At 38.0% G+C, this 22,038-nt stretch carries 15 protein-coding genes and 1 pseudogene; 5 read left to right on the top strand and 11 right to left on the bottom strand.

Going from position 1 to position 22,038, the window contains the following annotated elements; genetic code table 11:
• Window positions 1–174: 174 nt before the first annotated feature.
• A pseudogene (locus MF1_RS01295) lies at window positions 175–1,165 on the bottom strand (late control protein).
• A gap of 1,011 nt (window positions 1,166–2,176) precedes the next feature.
• On the opposite strand from MF1_RS01295, the gene MF1_RS06600 reads away from it, so the two are divergent.
• The 3 genes from MF1_RS06600 (at window position 2,177) to MF1_RS01285 (ending at window position 4,075) form a co-directional block, all read left to right on the top strand.
• The gene (locus MF1_RS06600; RefSeq protein ID WP_042995297.1) at window positions 2,177–2,428 is read left to right on the top strand and encodes a hypothetical protein; all 252 of its coding nucleotides are present in this window, start codon (window positions 2,177–2,179) and stop codon (window positions 2,426–2,428) included.
• 721 nt (window positions 2,429–3,149) lie between these two features.
• Window positions 3,150–3,812 (top strand): gene transfer agent endolysin BgtA, encoded by a 663-nt coding sequence (locus MF1_RS01290; protein WP_161510291.1) that lies wholly within the window; start codon window positions 3,150–3,152, stop codon window positions 3,810–3,812.
• Window positions 3,809–4,075, top strand: coding sequence for a hypothetical protein (locus MF1_RS01285; RefSeq protein WP_161510290.1), 267 nt, complete (start codon window positions 3,809–3,811; stop codon window positions 4,073–4,075). The genes MF1_RS01290 and MF1_RS01285 overlap by 4 nt, the downstream gene beginning before the upstream one ends.
• 1,664 nt (window positions 4,076–5,739) lie before the next feature.
• Here the strand turns inward: MF1_RS01285 and lldD are convergent.
• A complete protein-coding gene (gene lldD, locus MF1_RS01280) occupies window positions 5,740–6,891 on the bottom strand; it encodes an FMN-dependent L-lactate dehydrogenase LldD (RefSeq protein WP_014923778.1) in 1,152 nt (383 codons plus the stop codon).
• A 979-nt stretch (window positions 6,892–7,870) separates the two neighbouring features.
• Entirely contained in the window at window positions 7,871–8,959 is a 1,089-nt protein-coding gene (locus MF1_RS01275; RefSeq protein WP_161510289.1) for a 2'-deoxycytidine 5'-triphosphate deaminase, read from the bottom strand.
• Window positions 8,960–9,258: 299 nt separating this feature from the next.
• Between MF1_RS01275 and mutL the strand changes: the two genes are divergently transcribed.
• Together mutL and MF1_RS01265 are read left to right on the top strand one after the other, a co-directional pair.
• On the top strand, window positions 9,259–11,097 hold the full coding sequence (mutL, locus tag MF1_RS01270; RefSeq protein ID WP_014923777.1) for a DNA mismatch repair endonuclease MutL: 1,839 nt from the start codon (window positions 9,259–9,261) through the stop codon (window positions 11,095–11,097).
• A gap of 115 nt (window positions 11,098–11,212) precedes the next feature.
• Window positions 11,213–11,449 (top strand): DUF2093 domain-containing protein, encoded by a 237-nt coding sequence (locus MF1_RS01265; protein ID WP_014923776.1) that lies wholly within the window; start codon window positions 11,213–11,215, stop codon window positions 11,447–11,449.
• Window positions 11,450–11,481: 32 nt separating this feature from the next.
• On the opposite strand, the gene lpxK is transcribed toward MF1_RS01265, so the two are convergent.
• From lpxK to MF1_RS01225, 8 genes are all read right to left on the bottom strand, one after another.
• Complete coding sequence (gene lpxK / locus MF1_RS01260) at window positions 11,482–12,513, bottom strand: tetraacyldisaccharide 4'-kinase (RefSeq protein WP_161510288.1); 1,032 nt, start codon at window positions 12,511–12,513, stop codon at window positions 11,482–11,484.
• On the bottom strand, window positions 12,503–13,825 hold the full coding sequence (waaA, locus tag MF1_RS01255; protein WP_161510287.1) for a lipid IV(A) 3-deoxy-D-manno-octulosonic acid transferase: 1,323 nt from the start codon (window positions 13,823–13,825) through the stop codon (window positions 12,503–12,505). Before waaA ends, lpxK begins: the two co-directional genes overlap by 11 nt.
• Before the next feature lie 839 nt (window positions 13,826–14,664).
• Window positions 14,665–14,910, bottom strand: coding sequence for a DUF4170 domain-containing protein (locus MF1_RS01250; protein WP_011179065.1), 246 nt, complete (start codon window positions 14,908–14,910; stop codon window positions 14,665–14,667).
• A gap of 45 nt (window positions 14,911–14,955) precedes the next feature.
• Window positions 14,956–15,759, bottom strand: a complete 804-nt coding sequence (locus MF1_RS01245) for a 3'(2'),5'-bisphosphate nucleotidase CysQ (RefSeq protein ID WP_042995294.1) — start codon at window positions 15,757–15,759, stop codon at window positions 14,956–14,958.
• On the bottom strand, window positions 15,746–17,077 hold the full coding sequence (locus MF1_RS01240; protein ID WP_161510286.1) for a TldD/PmbA family protein: 1,332 nt from the start codon (window positions 17,075–17,077) through the stop codon (window positions 15,746–15,748). Before MF1_RS01240 ends, MF1_RS01245 begins: the two co-directional genes overlap by 14 nt.
• A 1,305-nt stretch (window positions 17,078–18,382) precedes the next feature.
• On the bottom strand, window positions 18,383–18,631 hold the full coding sequence (locus MF1_RS01235; protein WP_014923771.1) for an SRPBCC family protein: 249 nt from the start codon (window positions 18,629–18,631) through the stop codon (window positions 18,383–18,385).
• Between the two features lie 1,294 nt (window positions 18,632–19,925).
• The gene (gene rsmD, locus MF1_RS01230; RefSeq protein ID WP_161510285.1) at window positions 19,926–20,483 is read right to left on the bottom strand and encodes a 16S rRNA (guanine(966)-N(2))-methyltransferase RsmD; all 558 of its coding nucleotides are present in this window, start codon (window positions 20,481–20,483) and stop codon (window positions 19,926–19,928) included.
• The gene (locus tag MF1_RS01225; RefSeq protein ID WP_161510284.1) at window positions 20,464–21,870 is read right to left on the bottom strand and encodes a pseudouridine synthase; all 1,407 of its coding nucleotides are present in this window, start codon (window positions 21,868–21,870) and stop codon (window positions 20,464–20,466) included. Before MF1_RS01225 ends, rsmD begins: the two co-directional genes overlap by 20 nt.
• Window positions 21,871–22,038 lie beyond the last annotated feature (168 nt).

Here is a 22,038-nt window from a genome sequence, read left to right as displayed (position 1 = left end):
ATCTCCGAAAGATTATTGATAATTTCAGCAGGTGGTATTAATTTCTACCTCAAGAAAATCCACCCGTGAAAAATATTTTTCCAAGTGATTAAGAAGTGGCCACGATATCAGGCTTTCTGGTATCAGACGAGTGCTTGCAAATTATTCCTGTCGGCTGGGTGACTAACCCAGCCCCTATTCTGTGCTACTTTTCTTTCCCTTGTTCGGGTCTTCTAATATGATTTCTGTGGGATAGCCGCTCGTCTTCTCATAGCGATGGGGCACGGCAGCAGCATCCCATGAACCATTGATTTCCTTACGAAATCCCTGCAGAAGAAGGGGCTAGATAGCCATGATTTCGGTGTGCCCCTCGAGTGCCAAAGGACCACTGCCCACAAGCACGGCAGAACCTATCCCCTTCTGATGCAGCCACCACTAAAGACTCCTCCTCACAAGTGTAACAGTTGTGTAGACAGCGAATGGGACCGGTAAAATCCGTTTGATGCTTGACTTGATGCTGTTCCCCCTTGGCATGATCAAAATAACGCGCTTCAATGATGCTGTATTGGATGCAAGACTCTCAAAGTGTAAACTCCCAATGAGAGCAGTCACATTGATGAATTTCTTGTATGAGGAAATTGTCGCCGCTTAAAAACAAAAACTTCTTGTTTTTGAGCAAAAAACGCATCTGCATCCAGTCTGCAAAGCGTGTTAAAAAATCAAGCGCTGACTGATCTGTACGAATCGCATAAAGCAAGACTTGTTTAATGAATTACTGACTTATTTTTGTTTGATAACCATGACATTTGGCTAATGGTTCGACAATCTTCCCAATGGTTTGATTATCGAAATGTTCACTGCTCTGGTCCTTAATCTCTTTATGCATCAAAGTGCTTTTGCCACAAAGGCGCAAAATTTCTACATCACTGCTGCCACAACCAACTCCACAATAAACGTCCCATAAAAGCAATAATGTTGTTCTCATAGCAAAAGATGACTTAATAGAGTGCTATCTTAATGGAATCTCTAAACCATTGCCACTATCATCAAATGCTGCTTAAAAACTATCTACTTCATTGCAAACATAATCCCATGACGGTTGCCGTTATTAAAGACGCTGGTAAAAAAACTGATGAACAAGCCTGTCTCCTAACTTGACAAACACAATAAAGGAGCGTGTACGCATTAATCTCGTAGCCGCTTCACCGTGCTTTGGAGCTTGTGAATACAAATCAGGCAGAAGATGAGATTTTTTTATGAAGACGTTCGCAATGGCGCTTATCTTGGATTCTAGATGGTATAAGACTGATCTGTCAAACGAAGTAGTAGTGTTTGCATCAGGAGCATTTATCACAAAAAGTGATCGTTGGCTCCTTCATACAGATGCCAACCAAGCAGCAGATAAAGGAAGCATTCATCGAACTATCTACCCTGATAAAATAGGTTGCGTATGATGATGAACAAAATACCTATGCATTGACCATCAAAATCAGGAGGGAAATTTATCCTTCCGATCTCTTATCGCGTATTGATAAAAAGCGATAGCGCTACGTTAGAGCTGAGAAAACCAGAGGACATAAAGATTGCCTCAAAAAGTGACCTCAGTTTAAGCTTAAAGGTAAGTATTATCCTCCACAAATGAGTGGTGATGTTTCACTCACTTTGAATGACAATATTCTCTTCATTTAGGGTATGATGTTTCCCTCCATTCAAAGGCATTAAGACATAACGGTAAAAATGTAGGCGCAACACATATTCAGCGATGTTGCTCCTAGTGCCTTTATGACAGGAGGTCCAAATTGAACAGGGAAATGGATCGGACAACAGGACAGCCATTATCCGGTATTGATTATTTTCCTGGTCGATCATTGATATCTTGTCAAACACGGATTGTTACACGTGTGATGTAGCATGATTAAGTCCACGCGTTGCTGAACTAATTTATACAGCGTTTTTTTAACTAATATCGTTGGTTTATATAATTATTATTTCCCAAATATGTTGTGTTTTTATTCAAAAACAACCCCCATAAGAGAAAAATCAGCTATAGCCGTTATGTTTCTTATTATTGATTTTTTTGAGGCAATTAAGGCAATTAGAGAGCAAAATTAAAGAATAGTCAAATTAACTGTAGATTTTTTTGCTAAGACATGTATAATACATTACGTATTTTGAATATGGATTGTGAGGCACTTTAATGAATACGAAACGTTTAATTATAGTATCTTTTTTTGCCTTGATGACGATTTCTACAATACAAGCAGCGGGTGTTATAGTTCTTCAAGATTCTACACCTATTATTTCATTCATTATTCTAATCCCTACTCTTTCTTGGACAGATTCTTACCTAAGTGTACAGATTGATGGTTTGTCAAGTAAAGCTACTCTAAAGCCGCCAATGCTGGAAGATAAATATGGGTTGATGAAAATTCGTTATTTAAACTTTTAAGGGCTCATGGAGGATTTTTGTGCAGATTCTAATAGATTCTAATATTGGCCTCAGAAATAGGTTTATTCTGAGTAGCGGTCGAGATGTTGTATAGCTTGGTAACGAGGATGACGGAAAACAATGATTGATTATACCCTTGGTATTGGTTTTAACTTTGCAACAATCAGCAATGTGGCTATGTGCACTGAGTGTTATTACTCAGGTTTTTGCAAAAGAAGGTCACAAAGGACAAGCTGGAAATTAGCTCAAGACCAATGATTTCCTTATTGGTATAGCTTAAATTCTACTTTATCCGACGTGCCGTAAAATTTGTTCTTTAGAGCAGTAATATGAAGGGCATGTAATTTAGTTGATCAAATTTTTACATTGTTTGATGTGTTATCGCAAAGATGATTTCTCATTCAGATAAATAAATATTCAAGACAGAATTTGCACTGAAGTCAGTGGTGGAATCCCATTGAGAGAAGCCCTTCTGATTACGAATTGGATCGAATAAAATTGTTTTTTTCAAGTAGAGAGGAAGTTAATTGCTACAGAATGAATAATATTAACATAATTTTTTCTAACGAAAAGCTAACATAGATCTTAACAAATCCTATCGTCAAGGTCTTCTAACTCTAACAGACCATTTTACTGTCCCGTTCTTTCAAATGGAACAGATGTAAGTTTTGAATTTTTAATTCATGTCCTGCTTTATGTAGGTTTTTATGGGATAAGGATAATGCGAAAAATATCAAAAAAAGGGTTTGCACTGATTAAACAATGGGAAGGTTTGAATTTAAACGCCTACGAAGCTGCCATTGGTGTGTGGACAATCGGTTATGGACATACAAGCATTACAGGTGCTCCAGCAGTCCATAAAGGCATGCAGATTACGCAAAAAGAGGCGGAAAAGATCCTTTGTCAAGACTTGAAACAATTTGAATGTGTTGTTGAACAAACTGTTGCTGTTCCTTTAAACGATGAGCAGTTCGCCGCCCTTGTATCGTTTTGCTATAATGTTGGAACAGAAGCTTTTCGTAGTTCTAAACTTCTAAAAAAGCTTAATAAAGGGAATTATGAAGCTGTCCCTATTGAATTGCAAAAATGGACAAGAGCAGGAGGAAAACGTCTTCAAGGACTTGTCAATCGCCGAGCAGCCGAAGCAGGGCTATGGGCTCAAGGTGCTTATGTGTCTCCAAATTATCAAAGAGTAGAAGCACAAGGTGTTACAGGTATTTGCAAAGTAGAAGCTCTTGCACCAATCATAGGTTCTTTCTCAGGCCTTGGAGGACTGTTCACAGGTAATGGTCCTGTTCAATGGGCTTTAGCAGGCATTATGGTTTTGGCTGCCTGTACGGCTATGATATATATTGCTAAACGCTTCCAGGAGCACCGCCTATGATTTTACGGATAAAAAAATATCTGATGATAATAGCAGCAATCTTAGCAGCTTTTTTTGTTGCTTTGGCGAAAGCCTTTTTTCTTGGAAAGAAAACTGAACAGAAAAAACAAACAGAGAAAGCTTTAAAAGCAGCAAAAACACGGCTTAAGGTAGAAAATGAAGTTAACAAGAAAAGTGATGCTAATGTGCGTAATGAGCTTTCTGGCTGGTTTGCGCAACGAATGAACGAACTTCTTGCCTTGGGTGGCTGCCAATTTATTTGAACCAGCAAGATCTCAATGTGATTAGCCCAAATTTGGCGAAAGACATCCTAAAACATAACAAGCAAGGTGAACGTTTGTGTGGGTGGAAACGTGGACAGAAAACAAAGTGATGGAAACACAGAGTTTACAGATCAGAAAAACAGCTTCTTCAGGAAATAATCAATACCTACCAAGGTGTGAAAAGAGTATCTTATTGTATGAAATGGGGTGTGTTTATCATATTCTTATCGGTTATTGATTTTCCCCGTTTTATAGATGCGATAGACGATATCTGTACACATTTGCATCAGTGGTTCTCAAAAAATTGAAAAACTGTTAATGAAAAAAATGTTTCGCGAAAACCCTCTTTTCATAGGCTGTGGCTCCAATCTTGAACACAACTCAAATGCGAACCAAAATCGTAAGAGCTTTAACATTGATTAGCATTCGGCCTTTTGATAAATCAAAACAAAATCCGGCTTGATGTGACAACAACGACAATTATGTCATTGCCCTAATTAATGCACGATCTCGTCATACCCCTTTAGGAGGTTCATTTTCTGCTAATATTAATACTTTGATCACAAGTAGAAAATCTGCCTTTCATGTAGTGGATGAAGCCCTCTTAGCACTTCAAAGCATTTTCAATTTTAAAAATCTAAGTCTTACGTAGATCTTTCTCATCCTAATTATGAAGATTCAACACAAACTTATCTCGGATCATTTTTCAAGATACACACCATATTCATGAAATTATCGACAGAAGAGTCATCAACCTTGCGAAAGGGCAAGAGGATCTAAATAAAAATTGTCTGAAGTATCAAAAAGATTGACACCACATTGCTCCCAAGAGCTTAAAATTTATATTAAGTTCCTTTCCCTAATCTGCCTTCATTCCCTCTAAAAGCTTATCCGTTGTAATATAAAATAAAAGTCTCTAAAGCATCATTTAAAATATAAAAATCAGAATCTAAATGCCTCCCGAAAAAGATATACTTAACAACTTACTTTCTTTGATCTTTAACCCTTGGCTACAAAAAATTCACATATTTTTTTCTACAAAATTGAAGAGAAGATATTTGCGTAAAATCATACCCGATCAAAGAAAATCTCATCTCTAATGTAAGCTATCATTCCATAAACTCAACGTAAATAATATATCGATTATAAAAATAATCTATTCTTAATTATAATGATATATTTAATAACACATATTAACATAAGCTATAAAACCAATTAAGTATTAATAAATAAATGATATGTATAAATTTTCTCTATTTATAATAATAGAGAAAATTTAATTGACGCATGATAACGTAGATGTTTTTATAAATAGAAGGAAAAAATGTTTACGCCATTCCTTATAGCTATCTTTTTTATATCGATGGTCTTTGTGCCTTTTGATAGCAGCTCTTGTTCCTTTTTATCCTTAAACTGAGCCTTATCGACAAAGCGAATAAAAAATACACGGTATTCTTTATAATTTTTCTGTGCCCATTATTATTTTAGCTTTTATCCCTCCTTTTGACAGAGTTATAGACGTTTGCTATAATTCTATTGAATACTTGTTGGTCTCTTCACTTTTTCATCAAATATTAAGAAGCACATTGTATCTTTAAAATATACAAAATGTACCTCTCTATAAAAGAGATTTGCTTTTTCCAAAGCGGTACAGGATATTTCCTTCATTGGTTAAGAGCATCTGTACTTGCTAAACTCTCATGTGTGATTTCTTTAACTGCGCGCGCACCAGTCAATGTCATAGCTACACGCATTTCATTAGCAAAAAGATCAAGGAGATGCATAACACCTTTCTCACCTGCTGCTGCAAGCGCATAAATAAAAGCACGACCAATCATAACTGCATCTGCACCTTGGGCTATCATGCGTACAACATCAAGACCAGAACGAATACCAGAATCAGCTAAAATGGTTAAATCACCCGTTACAACCTCCGCAATTGCGGGTAATGCCCGTGCAGTTGACAATACACCGTCAAGTTGACGTCCACCATGATTGGAAACAACAATACCATCAGCACCAAATTGTACCGCCTCTCGTGCATCTTGTGGATCGAGAATACCCTTCAAAATCATTTTTCCCTTCCAAAAATCTCGAATCCATTGCAGATCAGACCAACCAATTGATGGATCAAAATTTGCGCCAAGCCAACCAACATAGTCTTCCAATGTAATTTTCTTTTGAAGATAAGTAGAAACATTTCCAAGATCATGTGGACGCCCCATAATACCAACATTCCAAGCCCAGTGTGGATGGACAAAAGCCTGTAAAATACGGCGTAATCCGGCATAAGGTCCAGACATCCCTGAATGAGCATCACGATAACGGGCACCAGGGACCGGCATATCAACTGTAAAGACCAATGTACGTACACCAGCCAGCCAAGATCGCTCCAAAACATCACGCATAAACCCACGATCTTTGAGAACATAAAGTTGAAACCAAAATCCACTTCCAACCTCTGCATGCACTTCTGCAAGGGAGCAAACTGAAACTGAGGAGAGTGTAAAAGGAATGCCTTTCGCAACTGCTGCACGCGCAGCTTTTACCTCACCACGACGCGCATACATGCCGGTTAACCCAACAGGTGCAAGCACAATCGGTAGATTAAGCCTTTGATCAAAAAGCTTAATTGAAAGATCAACTTCACCAACCTGCCTTAGAATCCTTTGACGCAGTGCAAGTGCTTGAAGATCCGCATAATTACGTCGCATCGTTTCCTCAGCATAAGCCCCACCATCAATATAGTGAAAAAGAAAAGGGGGAAGCCGGCGCTTTGCTGCTTTGCGGTAATCAAATGTTGAAGAAATAATCATAACAATACCATTATTCCTGAATAAAAAGTGAAAATACCCTAAAATCAATAAGCTCCAACCCACGTGCCTCCTATTAAATATCCCAATAAAACGCTCTCTTCAGTAAATGCAAGCAACTAAGATTGCAATTCAAAAAACTAATCGATGAAAACAACATTTATTTTTATTCTTTTTTAGATTAAAAATCTAATGGTACTAAGCTTCAATCAATGCGAACAAACTCGTATAATATGTATCCAAGAATTAAGAGCTAACAATCTTTGTAGCCAATGCCTTCCGAGAAGCATTGGCTTTAGTTTTAGTCATTTCTTCCATTTTAAACCGATATCCTTCTAAAAAGATGTCTCATAATACAATTGTTAAGAGTATTGCCAACTCTTGCGTATTCCCCAATCTGCTATAAAGTTCAAAAAGGCCGTTAATAAACACACTGTTGAATGCATCCGGAAATTTTTTCAAAATAAGACATCCCCCTTGCAAATTTCCTACTCATCAAAATTTATCAAAGCACGCTCTTATATTTTACGTAGAGCATTTCAGAGAATTTTAAACACCAGCAGATAGAAACAGAGAAATTACACCTTTTGTTGAGCAATTTTCTGATCATACTATAAATTGATGACACACAAAGGAAGTTAATCGATAAAATCACCCAAATGGCATTTAAATCAGAAATGAAACAGATTTAAAAAATCTACAAATAATGCTAAATTGAAGAACTTTTCGATTTTTTTGAAAAAGCTTATAACTGCACCTATCGTTGAAAATCGATCTATTCACCCTTTCATGACATTTTATAGGGGACAAAATGCACGATATCATCCTCTAAACTCTCTGGAATCGAGTGAACAGTGTCAAACGATGATGTATATCTGAAAAATTAACAAACTAAGAGTCTATCCTATTCGTGAAAAGCTAAAAGTTTCTTTCAATTGAGATACTTTCTACACAGACTTTATAAAAGTCAGCATTTTCAAACTTATTTAAAATGCTTAGACAACTTTAATCCCTGCGCTTGATAATGTGATCCAGCATCATGCCCATAAAGTGCTAATGGTCGATTAAGCAGGTGCTCATAAACTAAACGGCCAACAATTTGACCATGCTCCAAGATAAATGGAACTTCATGGCTGCGCACTTCTAAAACTGCCCTAGCCCCTTTTCCACCTGCCTCCATATGCCCGAAGCCTGGATCAAAAAAACCTGCATAATGCACCCTAAATTCACCAACTAAGGGATCAAAAGGAGTCATCTCCGCTGCATAAAGCGGTGGAACATGGACAGATTCTCGTGAAACTAAAATATAAAACTCATCAGGATCAAGCACCAGTTCCCTTTGACCACGGTCAAAAAGAGGTTCCCAAAAATCTAAAACGTGAGCAACAGCGCGCTTGTCAATATCAATAACACTTGTATGACGTTTACCACGATAACCCACCAGCTGGTTTTCATTGCCTTTTAAATTAATGGAAAGCCCAATACCACCATCACTAATATTAGGAAAATCATCCGATATCAGGGTTTCCTCCTTATGCAAAGCGTGCAGCTCAATTTCACTTAAATAACTTTGACCTTTGCGAAACCGAAGCTGAGATAAATGTGAGCCGGTACGCACCAAAATTGGAAATGTACGTGGACTAATCTCGAGATAAAGTGGACCGTGATAACCTGCACAAATTTTATCAAACTCCTGAGCATTATCGGTAATTACACGTGTAAAAATATCTAATCGTCCTGTAGAACTCTTAGGATTAGCAACTGCAGACAAATTTTTGGGTAAAGCCAAACTTTCTAAAAGAGGAACAATATAAACACAGCCTGTTTCCAAGACTGCTCCGTCTCGCAAATCAAATTCATGCAACTTTAACCGTACGAGCTTATCCAAAACTTTTATATTAGCCCCCGGCATAAAGGAAGCACGTATACGGTAGGCTTTGTCGCCTAAACGCAGATCAAGACTTGCGGGTTGTATTTGGGCTGCATCAAATGGCCAAAGAGCCTTAAGAATGCCATTATCAATTAAAGCCTGTATATCACTATCTGCCAAAATACCGCTTATACGCGCCATATGCCTTGCCTTCCATCTTTACTTTGCTTCTTTTTTGCACCAAATGATTGATTGGCGAAATTTTTTTTAGGACGATAAAGATTATTCCCCTCTGTTGTGCCAGTCAATTTGCTTCCAGAATCAATACTAGAATCCCACAAACAATGAAACAGTGGTTGGTAAAACACTGTTTAAAACTGAATAAAAAGTTATCCTGCGGATGATACCTTTTCAACTTTCTTATCCTTGAATGTTGAGCAAATGATGTTATCATGAGTTAAAACTTCATCGAGTGCGCACGAATCTTTTCAGAATTTATTATGATTATACGCCATCTCAGCGAAAATATTATTAATCAAATTGCCGCAGGTGAAGTCATTGAACGTCCGGCAAATGTTGTCAAAGAGCTTGTTGAAAATGCCATTGATGCTGGAGCAACACGAATCGAAATTGTTACAGCAAATGGTGGAAAAAGCTTTATAAAGGTAAGTGACAATGGCTGCGGTATTCCTGCAGATCAATTAACTTTAGCAATTTCTCGTCATTGTACATCAAAAATTACTGATGATGTGCACAATATCTATTTCCTTGGTTTTCGAGGAGAAGCTTTACCCTCTATTGGTTCTGTTGCTAAACTTAAATTAACCTCACGAACGCAAGAGGCTGAGAATGCTACTGAAATTATCGTCACAGCAGGAAGAATTATAGGACCAAAACCGGCTGCCGCTAATCCTGGCACAATCGTTGAAGTTCGTGATCTCTTCTTTGTCACTCCAGCACGACTAAAATTTATGAAAACTGATCGTGCTGAAACAAATGCCATTAGCGATATGATTAAACGCATTGCTATCGCTTTTCCGCATATCCGCTTTTCTCTTTCTGGTCTAGACCGAACTTCCATGGAACTCCCTGCTACGGCAAATAATACCCAAGGACAATTACAACGTATTACACAGATTATGGGAAAAGAATTTGCTCCCAACAGCATTGCACTTAATGCTGAGCGTGAATCAATCCGTTTAACTGGTTTTGCTTGTTTGCCATCTTTCAACCGTAGTAATAGCCTTCATCAGTTTGCTTATGTTAATAGACGCCCAGTGCGCGATAAATTTCTCTGGGGGACAATCCGAGGAGCCTATGCTGACGTCATGGCTCGGGATCGTTATCCTGTATCTATCCTTTTTATTGACCTGCCACCCGCTGATGTGGATGTTAACGTGCATCCAACTAAAGCCGATGTACGATTCCGTGATCCAGGGTTAATTCGCGGTTTAATTGTCGGAGCAATTCATGAAGCATTACATCAAATAGGTGTTCGTCCGACTTCAACGTGCTCTGAAGCAATGCTGTCCGCATTTCAAACATCACAACCATTGGAAACTTTTAAGAGTACTCACCAGACTTTTAGCTCACAACACCATAATCTTGCATCAGCAGCCGCATCACCACTTCACAAACCACTAGACGCTACAAAATTTGCCAATTTAAGAGAGGAAGCTGTTCCACTTATGGAGTGCTTAGATATGCCAAGTGGTGATATTTGCACTGCAAACACAACACCTTCATCGGAAGAATTACATTATCCACTGGGAGCTGCAAGAGCACAAATCCATAAAAACTATATTATCGCTCAAACCCAAGACAGTTTAATCATTGTTGATCAGCATGCTGCTCATGAAAGGCTGGTTTATGAAGCACTCAAGGATGCACTTTATTCCAAACCACTTCCTTCACAATTGTTGCTTATCCCTGAAATTGTAGAACTTTCTGAAGAAGATGCAACGTGCCTTTTAACGCATAAAGATGCTCTGCAAAAATTTGGCTTAGGAATAGAACCTTTTGGACCTGGTGCAATTGTTGTACGCGAAACACCTTCCATGTTAGGGGAGGTCAACGTACAAGCCCTCATTAAAGATCTTGCAGACGAAGCAGCTGAATATGATACGACAAACAATTTAAAAGCAATGATTGACTGTGTTGCAGCAACTATGGCCTGTCACGGCTCAATACGGTCAGGGCGTCTTTTACGTGCCGAAGAAATGAATGCACTGTTACGACAAATAGAAGCAACACCCCATACAGGCACGTGTAACCATGGCCGTCCTACTTATATTGAACTCAAATTAGCTGATATAGAACGGCTTTTTGGCAGAAAATAAGTTCTCGTCGTTTTGGTGAAGAGAAATATTTTTTAATTCACTCTCGACTTTCTAATACATCTTATGGCACTTTATTTAAATCATCTCTCATAAAGATAAAAAAGGATTATAAAAAATGTTTTCCAATGATGAACGTGAAGCAAAAATCCATTATTCCAATAATGGATATAAAATCGTAGAGTATGGGACCTATACTCTTTGTGCTGTCAGCGGACAAAAAATACCTATAGATGATCTAAAATATTGGAATCATCACCGCCAAGAAGCATATGCCAGTTGTGAAATCTCCTATCATCGCGAACTTGAATGCAATCCTTATCTTAGCCAATTGTTAAAAACACAGAAAAAATAACTCATTGAAAACTATGAATTCAACCCTCACATTCAAAAGTGCAAATTAAAGAGAGTTTTTCGTTCCCTAAAACGGCTCATAACTTCCTCAAGGATCATACGGCAGAAATCTTCTTGCACAAAATCAACTTCAACATCAAATACAATAAGATTTTTTAAATCTTTTTGCATATGACTTGTCTGGATACGTGTATAATCCTTAGCTGTTGTAGCCAACCATAAATTGTTCATTTTAGCCTGTTGAATAAGATTTTTTAAATCTGTATCGGTAAAAAAATAATGGTCAGGATAAGAATAAGTTTGCACAACATGACCAGATAGCTCTTTAATGGATTTAAAAAATTTATTTGGATTGCCAATACCTGCAAATGCCAAAAATGATTTTCCCATAACCTCATCAGATGCTAATGATTTAAGGTGAGCATGATGCAAAGCCTTTCCAGTACGGGTAACAAGAAAAACTACATTTTCACATGCATTCGAATGACCAATCAATAAAACACTATCCATCAAAGAAAACTGTGTTTTTAATGGTGCACGCAAAGGGCCTGCTGGGAAAACAGCTCCATTACCAAAGCCACGCATTGCATCCACAACAAGCAACGCATAGTCCATGTAAAGACGACGACTTTGAAATCCATCATCCATTAAAATAAGATTACATCCTTCTTCCTTAAGTCGTTGTGCCGCCGCATAACGATTGGATGATATAGCAACAAAAGCGTGTCGTGCAAGTAAAAGTGCCTCATCTCCAACATCGCGTGCATTGTCAAATTGCTCATTTATAAGATGGACTCCCTTAACCGCCCCACCATAACCACGCGATACAACACCAGGCAGAAAACCAAGCTCTTTAGCCACTTTAGCAAAAGCAATAACAACAGGGGTTTTACCCGCACCACCACATGTAAAATTGCCAATACACAAAACAGGAAGATCAATAACGGGGAGCTCCCTTGCCATACAGCGATGTGAAAAATAACCATAAACCCACGAAACTGGAGTTAATAAAAAACGCAAAAAACTTTTATCTTTCCACCAAAAATGAGGTGTGCTAATAAGCATATCTCCCCCGATGCTGACTCAAAACTGTTTGGATCACAAGGGGTTGCAAAAACGGATCAAGAGCTTTTAATGTGCGCTCGAGTGCACCTGCCATATCTGTTGCTACTTCATAGGCCTTATCAACCATTTCTTGGCGCAATGCTTCATTTGTTAACAGCCTATAAACCTGAATAGCAAGCTGTTTTGTATCTTGAACCATACATGCTGCATCACATGTCAAAAATTGTTCAAACATCTCTTGAAAATTTGAGATATGAGGCCCCGTCAAAATAGCTGAGCCAAGCAAAGCCAACTCCAATGGATTATGTCCACCATCTCCACATAATGACTTACCAATGAAAGAAACTTTCGATAAGCGAAGAAAAAGCCCCATCTCCCCGATTGTATCCCCTAAAAGAACGTCCGTATCCCTAGCTGGAATAGCATTGTTGCTTCTACGAATAAAACGCAAACTTTTATTATCGCATTTTTTGATAAGATCTTCTGAACGTTCAGGATGACGAGGCACAATGATTGTCAATAAATCTGGAAAATAATTTTTAAGAATCTTATGAACCTCAAAAGCTATTTCCTCTTCTCCTTCATGAGTTGAAACAGCTGCCCAAACAGGGCGATTGCCAATAGCAGCACGATAATACGCAAGCAATGCTTGATCTTCCGCCCAAAAAACATCCGCCTTAAGATTGCCAGAAAGTGTAACAGATTTTATCCCAAGCGCACGGTAGTAAGCTACATCTCTTTCATTTTGAGCAATAGCCAGGTCAATATGCTTAAAAATATGTCTGGCAAGAATGCGTCTTTTTTGCCAAGCTTTAAAAGAACGTTCAGACATATGAGCATTAACCAAAATCTGTGGAATGCGCATTTTGGCAAGTTCTTTAATACGTAGAGGCCAAATTTCCGATTCACAAGTCAATGCTAAATCAGGCTTCCAATGACTAATAAAACGGCGCACCGCTAAATCTAAATCCAACGGAGCATATTGATGAATTAACCGATCATCAAAATGCTTTCTCACGAGATAAGAAGATGTTACTGTCCCAGTTGTCAATAATACATTGATTTTTAATGATAAAATATAATTAATCAATGGAAAAAGAGCAAGTGTTTCTCCCACACTGGCTGCATGCAACCAAATGAGTGGGCTTTGAGGACGTACTTGATGACTTTTGCCTAAACGCTCTTTTTTGCGATCCCATTCTTCTTTTCCACGGATAGCACGAAAAAACAAATAAAAAGGGACCAAAGGACGTAAGCAAAAACCGATCATCCGATAGATTAAAAGAGCTGCATGTGCCTTTAGTTCCACCATTTAAAATCACCTCATTCACCTGTTTTGAGACATTTACAACCTTCTTTTATTAAATGATTTACTAACTTTATTCATTGCACCCATTTTTCGTCTCATGAAATACCACTCGCATTCTTGGGAACAAAAAACGTCTCATCCCTGAAAGAATTGAATATCCAAAGGGAAGAAAAAATACAGCTCTACTCAAATATTTTTTCAAGAATTCCCTCCTGTAGAACAGGTCTATAAACAAAATACAATAGGGCACAAAGATGATTTGGCTATACAATAATCCCTTCCCTAGTTTTACGTGCTTTTCCATGTCAGATATCCATATTCATAGCCGTCTTTTTCCAGAATTTAAGAGCATTTCAAGCGTTAATAACACCTACCTTCCCTTTTATAAACATGATACGTTTTACCTCGTTCCATCCGAACCATGCACAATTTCAAGCTCTCACCTTTTTGTAAATTGCACCTTTATTTCTGCACCAAAAGAATGAGAAAATATAGCAAAAACTTTCTCACTTTAAAAATGAAGAAAACTCTCATGATATGCCACTCATGCAAAAAAGTGATAACAAATGGATGATAAGCACTCTTTGCGCTTTACCAATATAACCTAGACTTTTAAACTGCAAATTTGGCTTATAAACAAAAAGCAAACATCGTAAACAACCCACACAATAAAAACCTGTTCAATCACATTTTCATCGATGAATTCTGCTTTTCTCGCCAAAAAGGCTTAAAATACACTGCTTTTTTTTGAATTGTCTCACACCCATCCTGATGTAAAATCTAGAAAATTCAAACTTGCTGCACGTACTAATCCAAGAAAATGATGACCAAATATTCAAACTTTACTCTGCATCATCGTTTTCTAGATCAAGAAGCCGATGTAAATCTACAATGTAATAACGTTGTAATGCGTTATCTACACTGCTTTGCGCTTTTGCCTGCCATGCTTCTTGAGCTGATTGGTAATCAGGGAAAATACCAACCACATCTAAATCATCAATATTCTTAAATTGATTACTATTAAGATTTTTCAATTCCCCACCAAAGACAAGATGTAAATATTGTTTTTTTTCCTTGGCTTCAATCATGTATGCCTCCATATCATTCAGAGATTTTAGCGCGTTTTTATGTGATTAAACTAACTTTGCTTGACGAACAACATCTATCATATCTTGACAGCAATTATTTTTACCAGCAACTAAAAGTCCATATTGATAAGGTTCAATCCCGTAAGATATAAAAGATGCATCAAGCGGTAAAAAACATCCTCCGCATTCCTGCAAAATAAGATCAGCGGCAGCAATATCCCATTCATGACAATTCGGACGAACCAACACGATATCAATTTCACCTTGAGCAACAAGAACAATACGATAAGCAAGAGAGGGAATGTAACGGTAAAAGCTAACCTGATTACAAAAATCATTCGGCAATTTTTGAGCTAGCGATTTATCAAGCGAAACTTTATATTTCCGATCAACCTGAGATGCCAAAAGAGGAAGTTTTATGCCATTTAACGTCGCCCCTCCACCAGTAACAGCTGCATAAACATCCCCTTGAGCGGGACACTGCACAACACCTACGATAGGACGCCCATTCTCAATAATGGCAATCGAAACACACCAATAGGTACTGCTGGAAAGAAAACCACGCGTTCCATCAATAGGATCAACCACAAAGGAGCGTTCATAGACCCGTTGCCCCCGATTATCTTTTGTTTCTTCTGAAATCCATCCATAATTCGGGCGTGCTCCGAGAAGCCTTTCCTTTAAAAAGTGATCTACCGCAAAATCTGCCTCACTAACTGGCGAATTGCCATCCTTGATCCAAATATCTAACGCACATCCAAAATACTTCATTGCTAAATCCCCTGCATCTCGACAAACATTAAGCAAAAGATTTAGATCAGAAGAATGACGTATATTATTTTCCTGCAAGTGTCATTCCTTCAATTAACAATGTCGGAGCAGCTGTACCATAACGCCGATCAATATCGTTCGCAGGGGTTAAATGTGCTAACATATGGAGCAAATCAGAACCTAGCGTTACTTCGCTCACTGGATAAGCGATTTCGCCATTTTCAATCCAAAAACCGGAAGCACCACGACTATATTGGCCCGTAACAAAATCAACGCCATGCCCAAATAATTCTGTAACATAAAAACCACTCTGCAAATCTTTTATCATATCGGAAGGTGATACTAAACCCGGTTCAATAGCAAAATTGGTACTCGCCGGCTGAATCAACGACCCTGAACGCACACCGTGACCATTAGTTTTAAGACCTAATTCACGTGCTGAAGATGAGGAAAGAAGCCAGTTTTTTAAGATACCATTTTCAATAACATGCAAGGTTTGCCCCTCTACCCCCTCTCCATCGAAAGGGCGAGAAGAATTCCCACGTAATCGCAAAGGTTGATCTGTCACATTCACATCGCTCTTCATCACTGCTCTTCCCAGAAAATTTTGTAAAAGACTTGTTTTGCGAGCTACAGATGCCCCATTCACCATATGGGCGATATGCCCAGCAATTCCACGAGCTGTACGCGGATCAAAAATAACATCTACATCCCCAGTCGCAGCACGAACTGCTCCTAAACGTCGAACTGCACCTAATCCCGCATTTCTGCCTACAATTTCTGCTGCTTCCAAATCAGAAAAATGTAAGGCAGTTGTATAATCATAATCCCGCTCCATTCCTGTACCCTCCCCAGCAAGCGCACTGCAAGAACGTGAAAAATAACTAGAGCGATAGTCTCCACAAAAACCATCACTGGTCACAAGAACAAATCCGCGACAGCCATAAGCTGTCGCAGCTCCACCAGAATTTTTTACTCCTTTAACATCAAGGGCTGCTGCTTCCATTTTCAAAGCATCTTCTGTTAAAAAATGACTGTCCGGAACAAAATCATCAAAAAGATCAAGATCTTTAGGATGCGTAATCAAAGACTCTTTATCTGCCAAACCTTCAAATAAACTGTCTGGAGAGGCTTTAGCCATCGCAACAGCACGTTCTGCCAGTTCCTGTGGATAAGCCGCTAAATTAGCAGAAACACTTGCTACTTTCTTACCAACAAAAACCCTTAATGTAAAATCATTGCTCTCTGAAGATTCTGTCGTTTCGATTTTTCCAAAGCGAACCGACACACACAGAGAATGTGAACGAACAATAACAGCATCAGCAGCATCTGCCCCAGAACATTTTGCCGATTCCACCAACGAAGCGGCTTGATCAATCTGGCTCTTTTCACTCATCTATAGACTCTCCTCAAATATTGATCATTTATATTGATCAGCAATTTGGCAAATTTATACAAAAATGTAACCCTTGTGTGCTCAACGATAAAAATTATATAGCATTCATGCACTTTTTTATTTCAATGAATCAAAAAATTTCACTTTTAACTTCTTTTCGAAAAGGTTCAACATGTTGTAAATTTCTTTGGCTGACAACCTTTTCAATCCATTTGTGCATTCCACAAGCCAAACCCGCTTATAATCAAATCAATAGCCATCGCAACAGCACATTCTGCCAGCTCCTACGGATAAGCCACTCAATTAGCAGAAACACTGACTACTTTCTTGCCAACAAAAACCCTTAATATAAAATCATTGCTCTTTAAAACTTCTGTCGATTTGACTTTTCTAAGTAGAAAATTACACAATAATGCTTAGCTCTAAATCCAAATTCTAAGCATTCCAATAACCAGAAGATAGCCTCAACTCTCTGCTCATCGAACACGACGCACTAAACCAATCTTCATTTTCTCGCTTAATAGCATTCTTTAATTTCTACACAAGCGTAAGGAAATCCTCTCACTATAGTATACTCCACTCCCTCTTTGATGTTTATTAGCTCACTCATCATGAACTTAATAGTCTTGTGAACGCAACAAACCATAGACATATTCTAAAGATAACTTCTTTTCTTATGACTTTACTAAGATCAGCTGCAATAAATTTCTTTAATCCATCGTAAGTAATAACATCAGCGTGAACTCTCTCTTTTATCTCTGTTGGAAATAAATTACGATTATAGCATTCTTTCTCGGTGCTATAGGATATAAACGATAGCATCATGTCTTTTCTTATGAATCAGTTACTTCATCATTAAACAAGAAAAACCTGATCAACTTCCTATTCTCAAAATACAAATCCAAAATGACTAGAAAGGATCTTGATTTAAACATTGACACCTTTTCCCTAGCTTTTAATGGATGCGTAGTGCCATGTTATTATGAATGAGCGATAGAAAATTAAAACTCTTAGAGGAATCTCAAACATCATCTCTATCCCTGGATTCAATTTGCAAATAAAAGTATCCACTTACTTAATTTTGGAAGAACCATAGTCCATAATCTTTTTGACAGCTACAAAGGCATTTGCCAGTAACGAAACATAGGTGCATAAGAAAACAATCATTTTTTTAACAGATATATCCAATGAAATCATGTCAATCTTTTTGGTGTAGATATTGAGCTTATTTCACCACCGATGAGCCTTTCAATTGTACTCTTTAAAAAAGCAACCAGAGAAGAAATTATTTGGCTATGGAAACTCCTATAGCACAACAAAATGAATATACTTATGATCAAAAGTCATGCGTGTAAAAGGAAGTTTAGCATAATCAGAAAAGCAAACGTTTTTTATAACTTTTTCAAGTGTAAAAATCACTTTCTGTCCTTTTTTAGGTTTTATTCGCCCAATAGCTCCTGCTTTGAAAGCACCAGAAAGTTCTACCCATCCAAGTTTGTGGTCCCCAAGGTCATGTTGCCATATTTTCCCATATGGCCAAAATTTGCTCAGCACTTGCTTCTGTTTTAATTCTTTCGCTATATATGTCTATTTAAACATGAGAGAGCTCTTTTTATTTTGCAAAAAATCCCGTTTAAGAGATTAAGTATATAATATTCAGGCTAAAAAGAAATTATTAAACTTAAGATGCTCCCTCCTCTTATAGCTCAGTTCTGAACAGCAGTACCATCACAAACAGTGAATCTATACCAATTTATCATTTTAGAGCATGCTTTAATTAGTGAAACCGTTCAGTTTCTGAAAGAAATTTTCTTTAGATACTTGATCAAAAAAGAAAAAACAGTTGAATAATTAACGAATCCGAATTGCTTCGCAAATTCGGGCTGCATCACAAGCTATCATTTCAAAAAAAATTCATCGCGCTAACACCCCCAATGAGGGGGTTGATTAAAATCAAGATTTTGAACCGCTTTTAAAGCAACAGATTGAGCTTGTTTATTAAAAATAACCCTTCTTCGAACAAGTCCGAAACGAAGCGCTTGCTCCACTTGGATAAATTTGATTATTTTAAATATCCACTGAAATTCTATTTTTGAAGTACCTGCCCAATACCCATTTTGCACTGTAGACAGTAAATAAAGACTTCATCTTCCTTAGATGTTTCTCAAAGTGCACCAGCTTTACTGTGACAGACTTGAAGAAAACCCAATTTGGCTGCAAAGCATGCGTGCACTTGAAAAATTACAGCTATTCAATGTCTCATTTATATTCACTATTTCACAAAGTATGCAATATTTTCTACACTAAGTGAAATATCGCTTTTTTTAAATTATCCAATAACGAAAATGAACTCTCCGCACCACTGAAAATACAGATGGAAAATGAGTAAATTAAATTTGGAAATGGTTAATAAGCCATTCATAATATTAAAAAGAAGTCATAACACTTGTAATAATGAAGTATCCTCAATGAGAAGCTCACATAAATAGTTATTCAGTTAAAGCAGACTTCAGGATTACTAAAATCTCCAAAATAAACCACTCTCTTGCATTTGTTTTTAAAAACGATGCATTCTATTGTTGCCAACCATCTAACTCACATTACAATCGCTATAACTTTAAAGCATAAGATATCGGAAGCCCGATGTGAGAATCAAAAATACACGAAAGAATAATTTATTTAACGTGATTATAAAGCCCTTAATGAAAAGAGAAAGTTTTACGATTTCTTGCTCCGTAGCTTACACTCACGAAACAATCACTCCATAAGAAAAGTGCAATCTAACAAGATGTACAGCATAATTTTTCTCATCCTATCGGATAAAAAAGAGAATTTTCTCATACCTGAACTATGATCGTAGTTTGTAAAGACGTATTGCCGTCTCACCGTAAAAACGCTCATCATCTAGATAAAATATATCAGGTAAATGAATAATTGCATCTTTCTTTTCTTCGAGTACAAAGAGTGTATTAGCTTTTGCCCACTCTCCTCTCAGAGCTTCTACAAAAGCACACTCACCTAAACACTGTCCATAAGGAGGATCAGCGAAAATAACATCAAATGGACGCATTGTCCCAATATTACCCAATTTTTTTGCATCACGACGCAAGATGCGCCCTATTGACTGCAATTCAAAAGCTTCAATATTTTTTTGAAGCAATCCACGCCCCTCAACTGAATTTTCAACAAAAACAGCAGCTTTTGCGCCACGTGAAAGAGCCTCAATGCCTAAAGCACCTGTACCAGCAAAAAGATCAAGAATACGTTTGTTGGTCCAAAATTTTTCCTCTCGGCTCGCCAAAATATTGAAAAGGCTCTCGCGCGTACGATCACTCGTTGGACGAATCGACTGCCCTACAGGTGTAAACAAAACACGCCCAGCAAATTTACCGCCAACGACCCGCACATGGTCCTCCAAATCGCTTCGCTGTTTTTGCACTATCACTATACGCTTTAGATTTTTTCATGAGACTGTCAAATGGCTTGATGACTCTTCGCTTATTCTCAAAAGAGCGCTCATCATGAGCACTCTTTATAACTTTTCCTTCTTTCTTTAAAAAACGATTCTTCTTGCCAACAATACGCGGCTCACCATAAGGTTTTTTACTACGTTTTTGATCAAAACTAACACTGTTTTCTTTCCATGATTGGCTTTCTTGTGGTTTTTCCTTGCCTCTATGAAGAGATCTCTTACCGGCTAAATTACTTTTATAATCATGAGGAGTATCCTCACTATAGAATGACTTCTTACGCATACTCTGGGGACGTGCACCAGGTGCCATCCAAACATTAGAACGACGGGAACGAGGCAAAAATCGCTCTGCTTTTCCACCCTCACTCTTCTCTTGACGCATAAATTTCTCACCTGGCTTTGTGCTCAATCGTGCTCGACTGCGCTCAGAAAAACCACCGCGCCGTCTGCGCTGTACATCTCCAATACTTGAAAAAATCCAGCCATCATTCGTAATAGCAAGATCTTTATGGTTTTGTTTTTCGGCAACAACCACAGAATTTGAAAATGACTTAAGAATAGGAGCATCAAAATTTGCATTGGCTTGCATAATTAAACGCTCACCCAATTGATCACGTAACATCCGACCTTTTAACTCACGAACAGCTCCTTCTTCTAAGTCAGAGAGCTGAAATGGACCATAAGATACACGAATTAAACGATTAACCGATAATCCTAATGCACCCAGAACATTTTTTATTTCACGATTTTTTCCTTCACGCAAAGCCACAGAAAGCCATATATTTGAACCTTGTTCACGTTCAATCGATGCTTCAATCGAACCATAGAAAATACCTTCAATTGCAATGCCATTTTTAAGGTTATCAAGCGCACTCTGTTTTACTCTTCCATGAGCACGAACTCGATACTTGCGTACCCACCCCGTTAAAGGAAGCTCTAATACCCGTGCTAAACCACCGTCATTGGTCAACAGCAAAAGTCCTTCCGTATTAATGTCAAGTCTACCCACGGAAAGAACACGAGGCATTCCTTTCGGCAAATTGTTAAATACCGTGGGCCTACCTTCAGGATCACGGTGAGTAGTGACAAGTCCTGCCGGCTTGTGGTAAAGCCATAACCGCGTTCGTTCTATAGGAGATAAAGGTTTGCCATCAACTTTAATGACATCAGAGCGAGTAACATTAAAAGCAGGTGTTGTCACAACTGTATCATTAATAACAATACGGCCTGCAACAATCATCATTTCTGCATCCCGACGCGATGCAATACCAGCACGCGCCAATCTCTTGGCAATCCGCTCACCCTTACTGTTTTCATTCATTTGCTTTTCACTCCAGTACTTCAGCAAACTACTCATACGTACCATACTGATTATCCTGAAAAGAGGAAGTAGCACAATCGTTTATCATTTTCTATCCTTTAGCAGCACAATGTACCTGTTTACTTGCAAGCTGGTTTTAAACACTTTTAAGAGTAATCACATCCCCTT

This window comes from Bartonella quintana, assembly GCF_009936175.1.
Classification (GTDB): Bacteria; Pseudomonadota; Alphaproteobacteria; order Rhizobiales; family Rhizobiaceae; genus Bartonella; species Bartonella quintana.
This window is presented reverse-complemented; position numbering and strand designations above follow the sequence as displayed.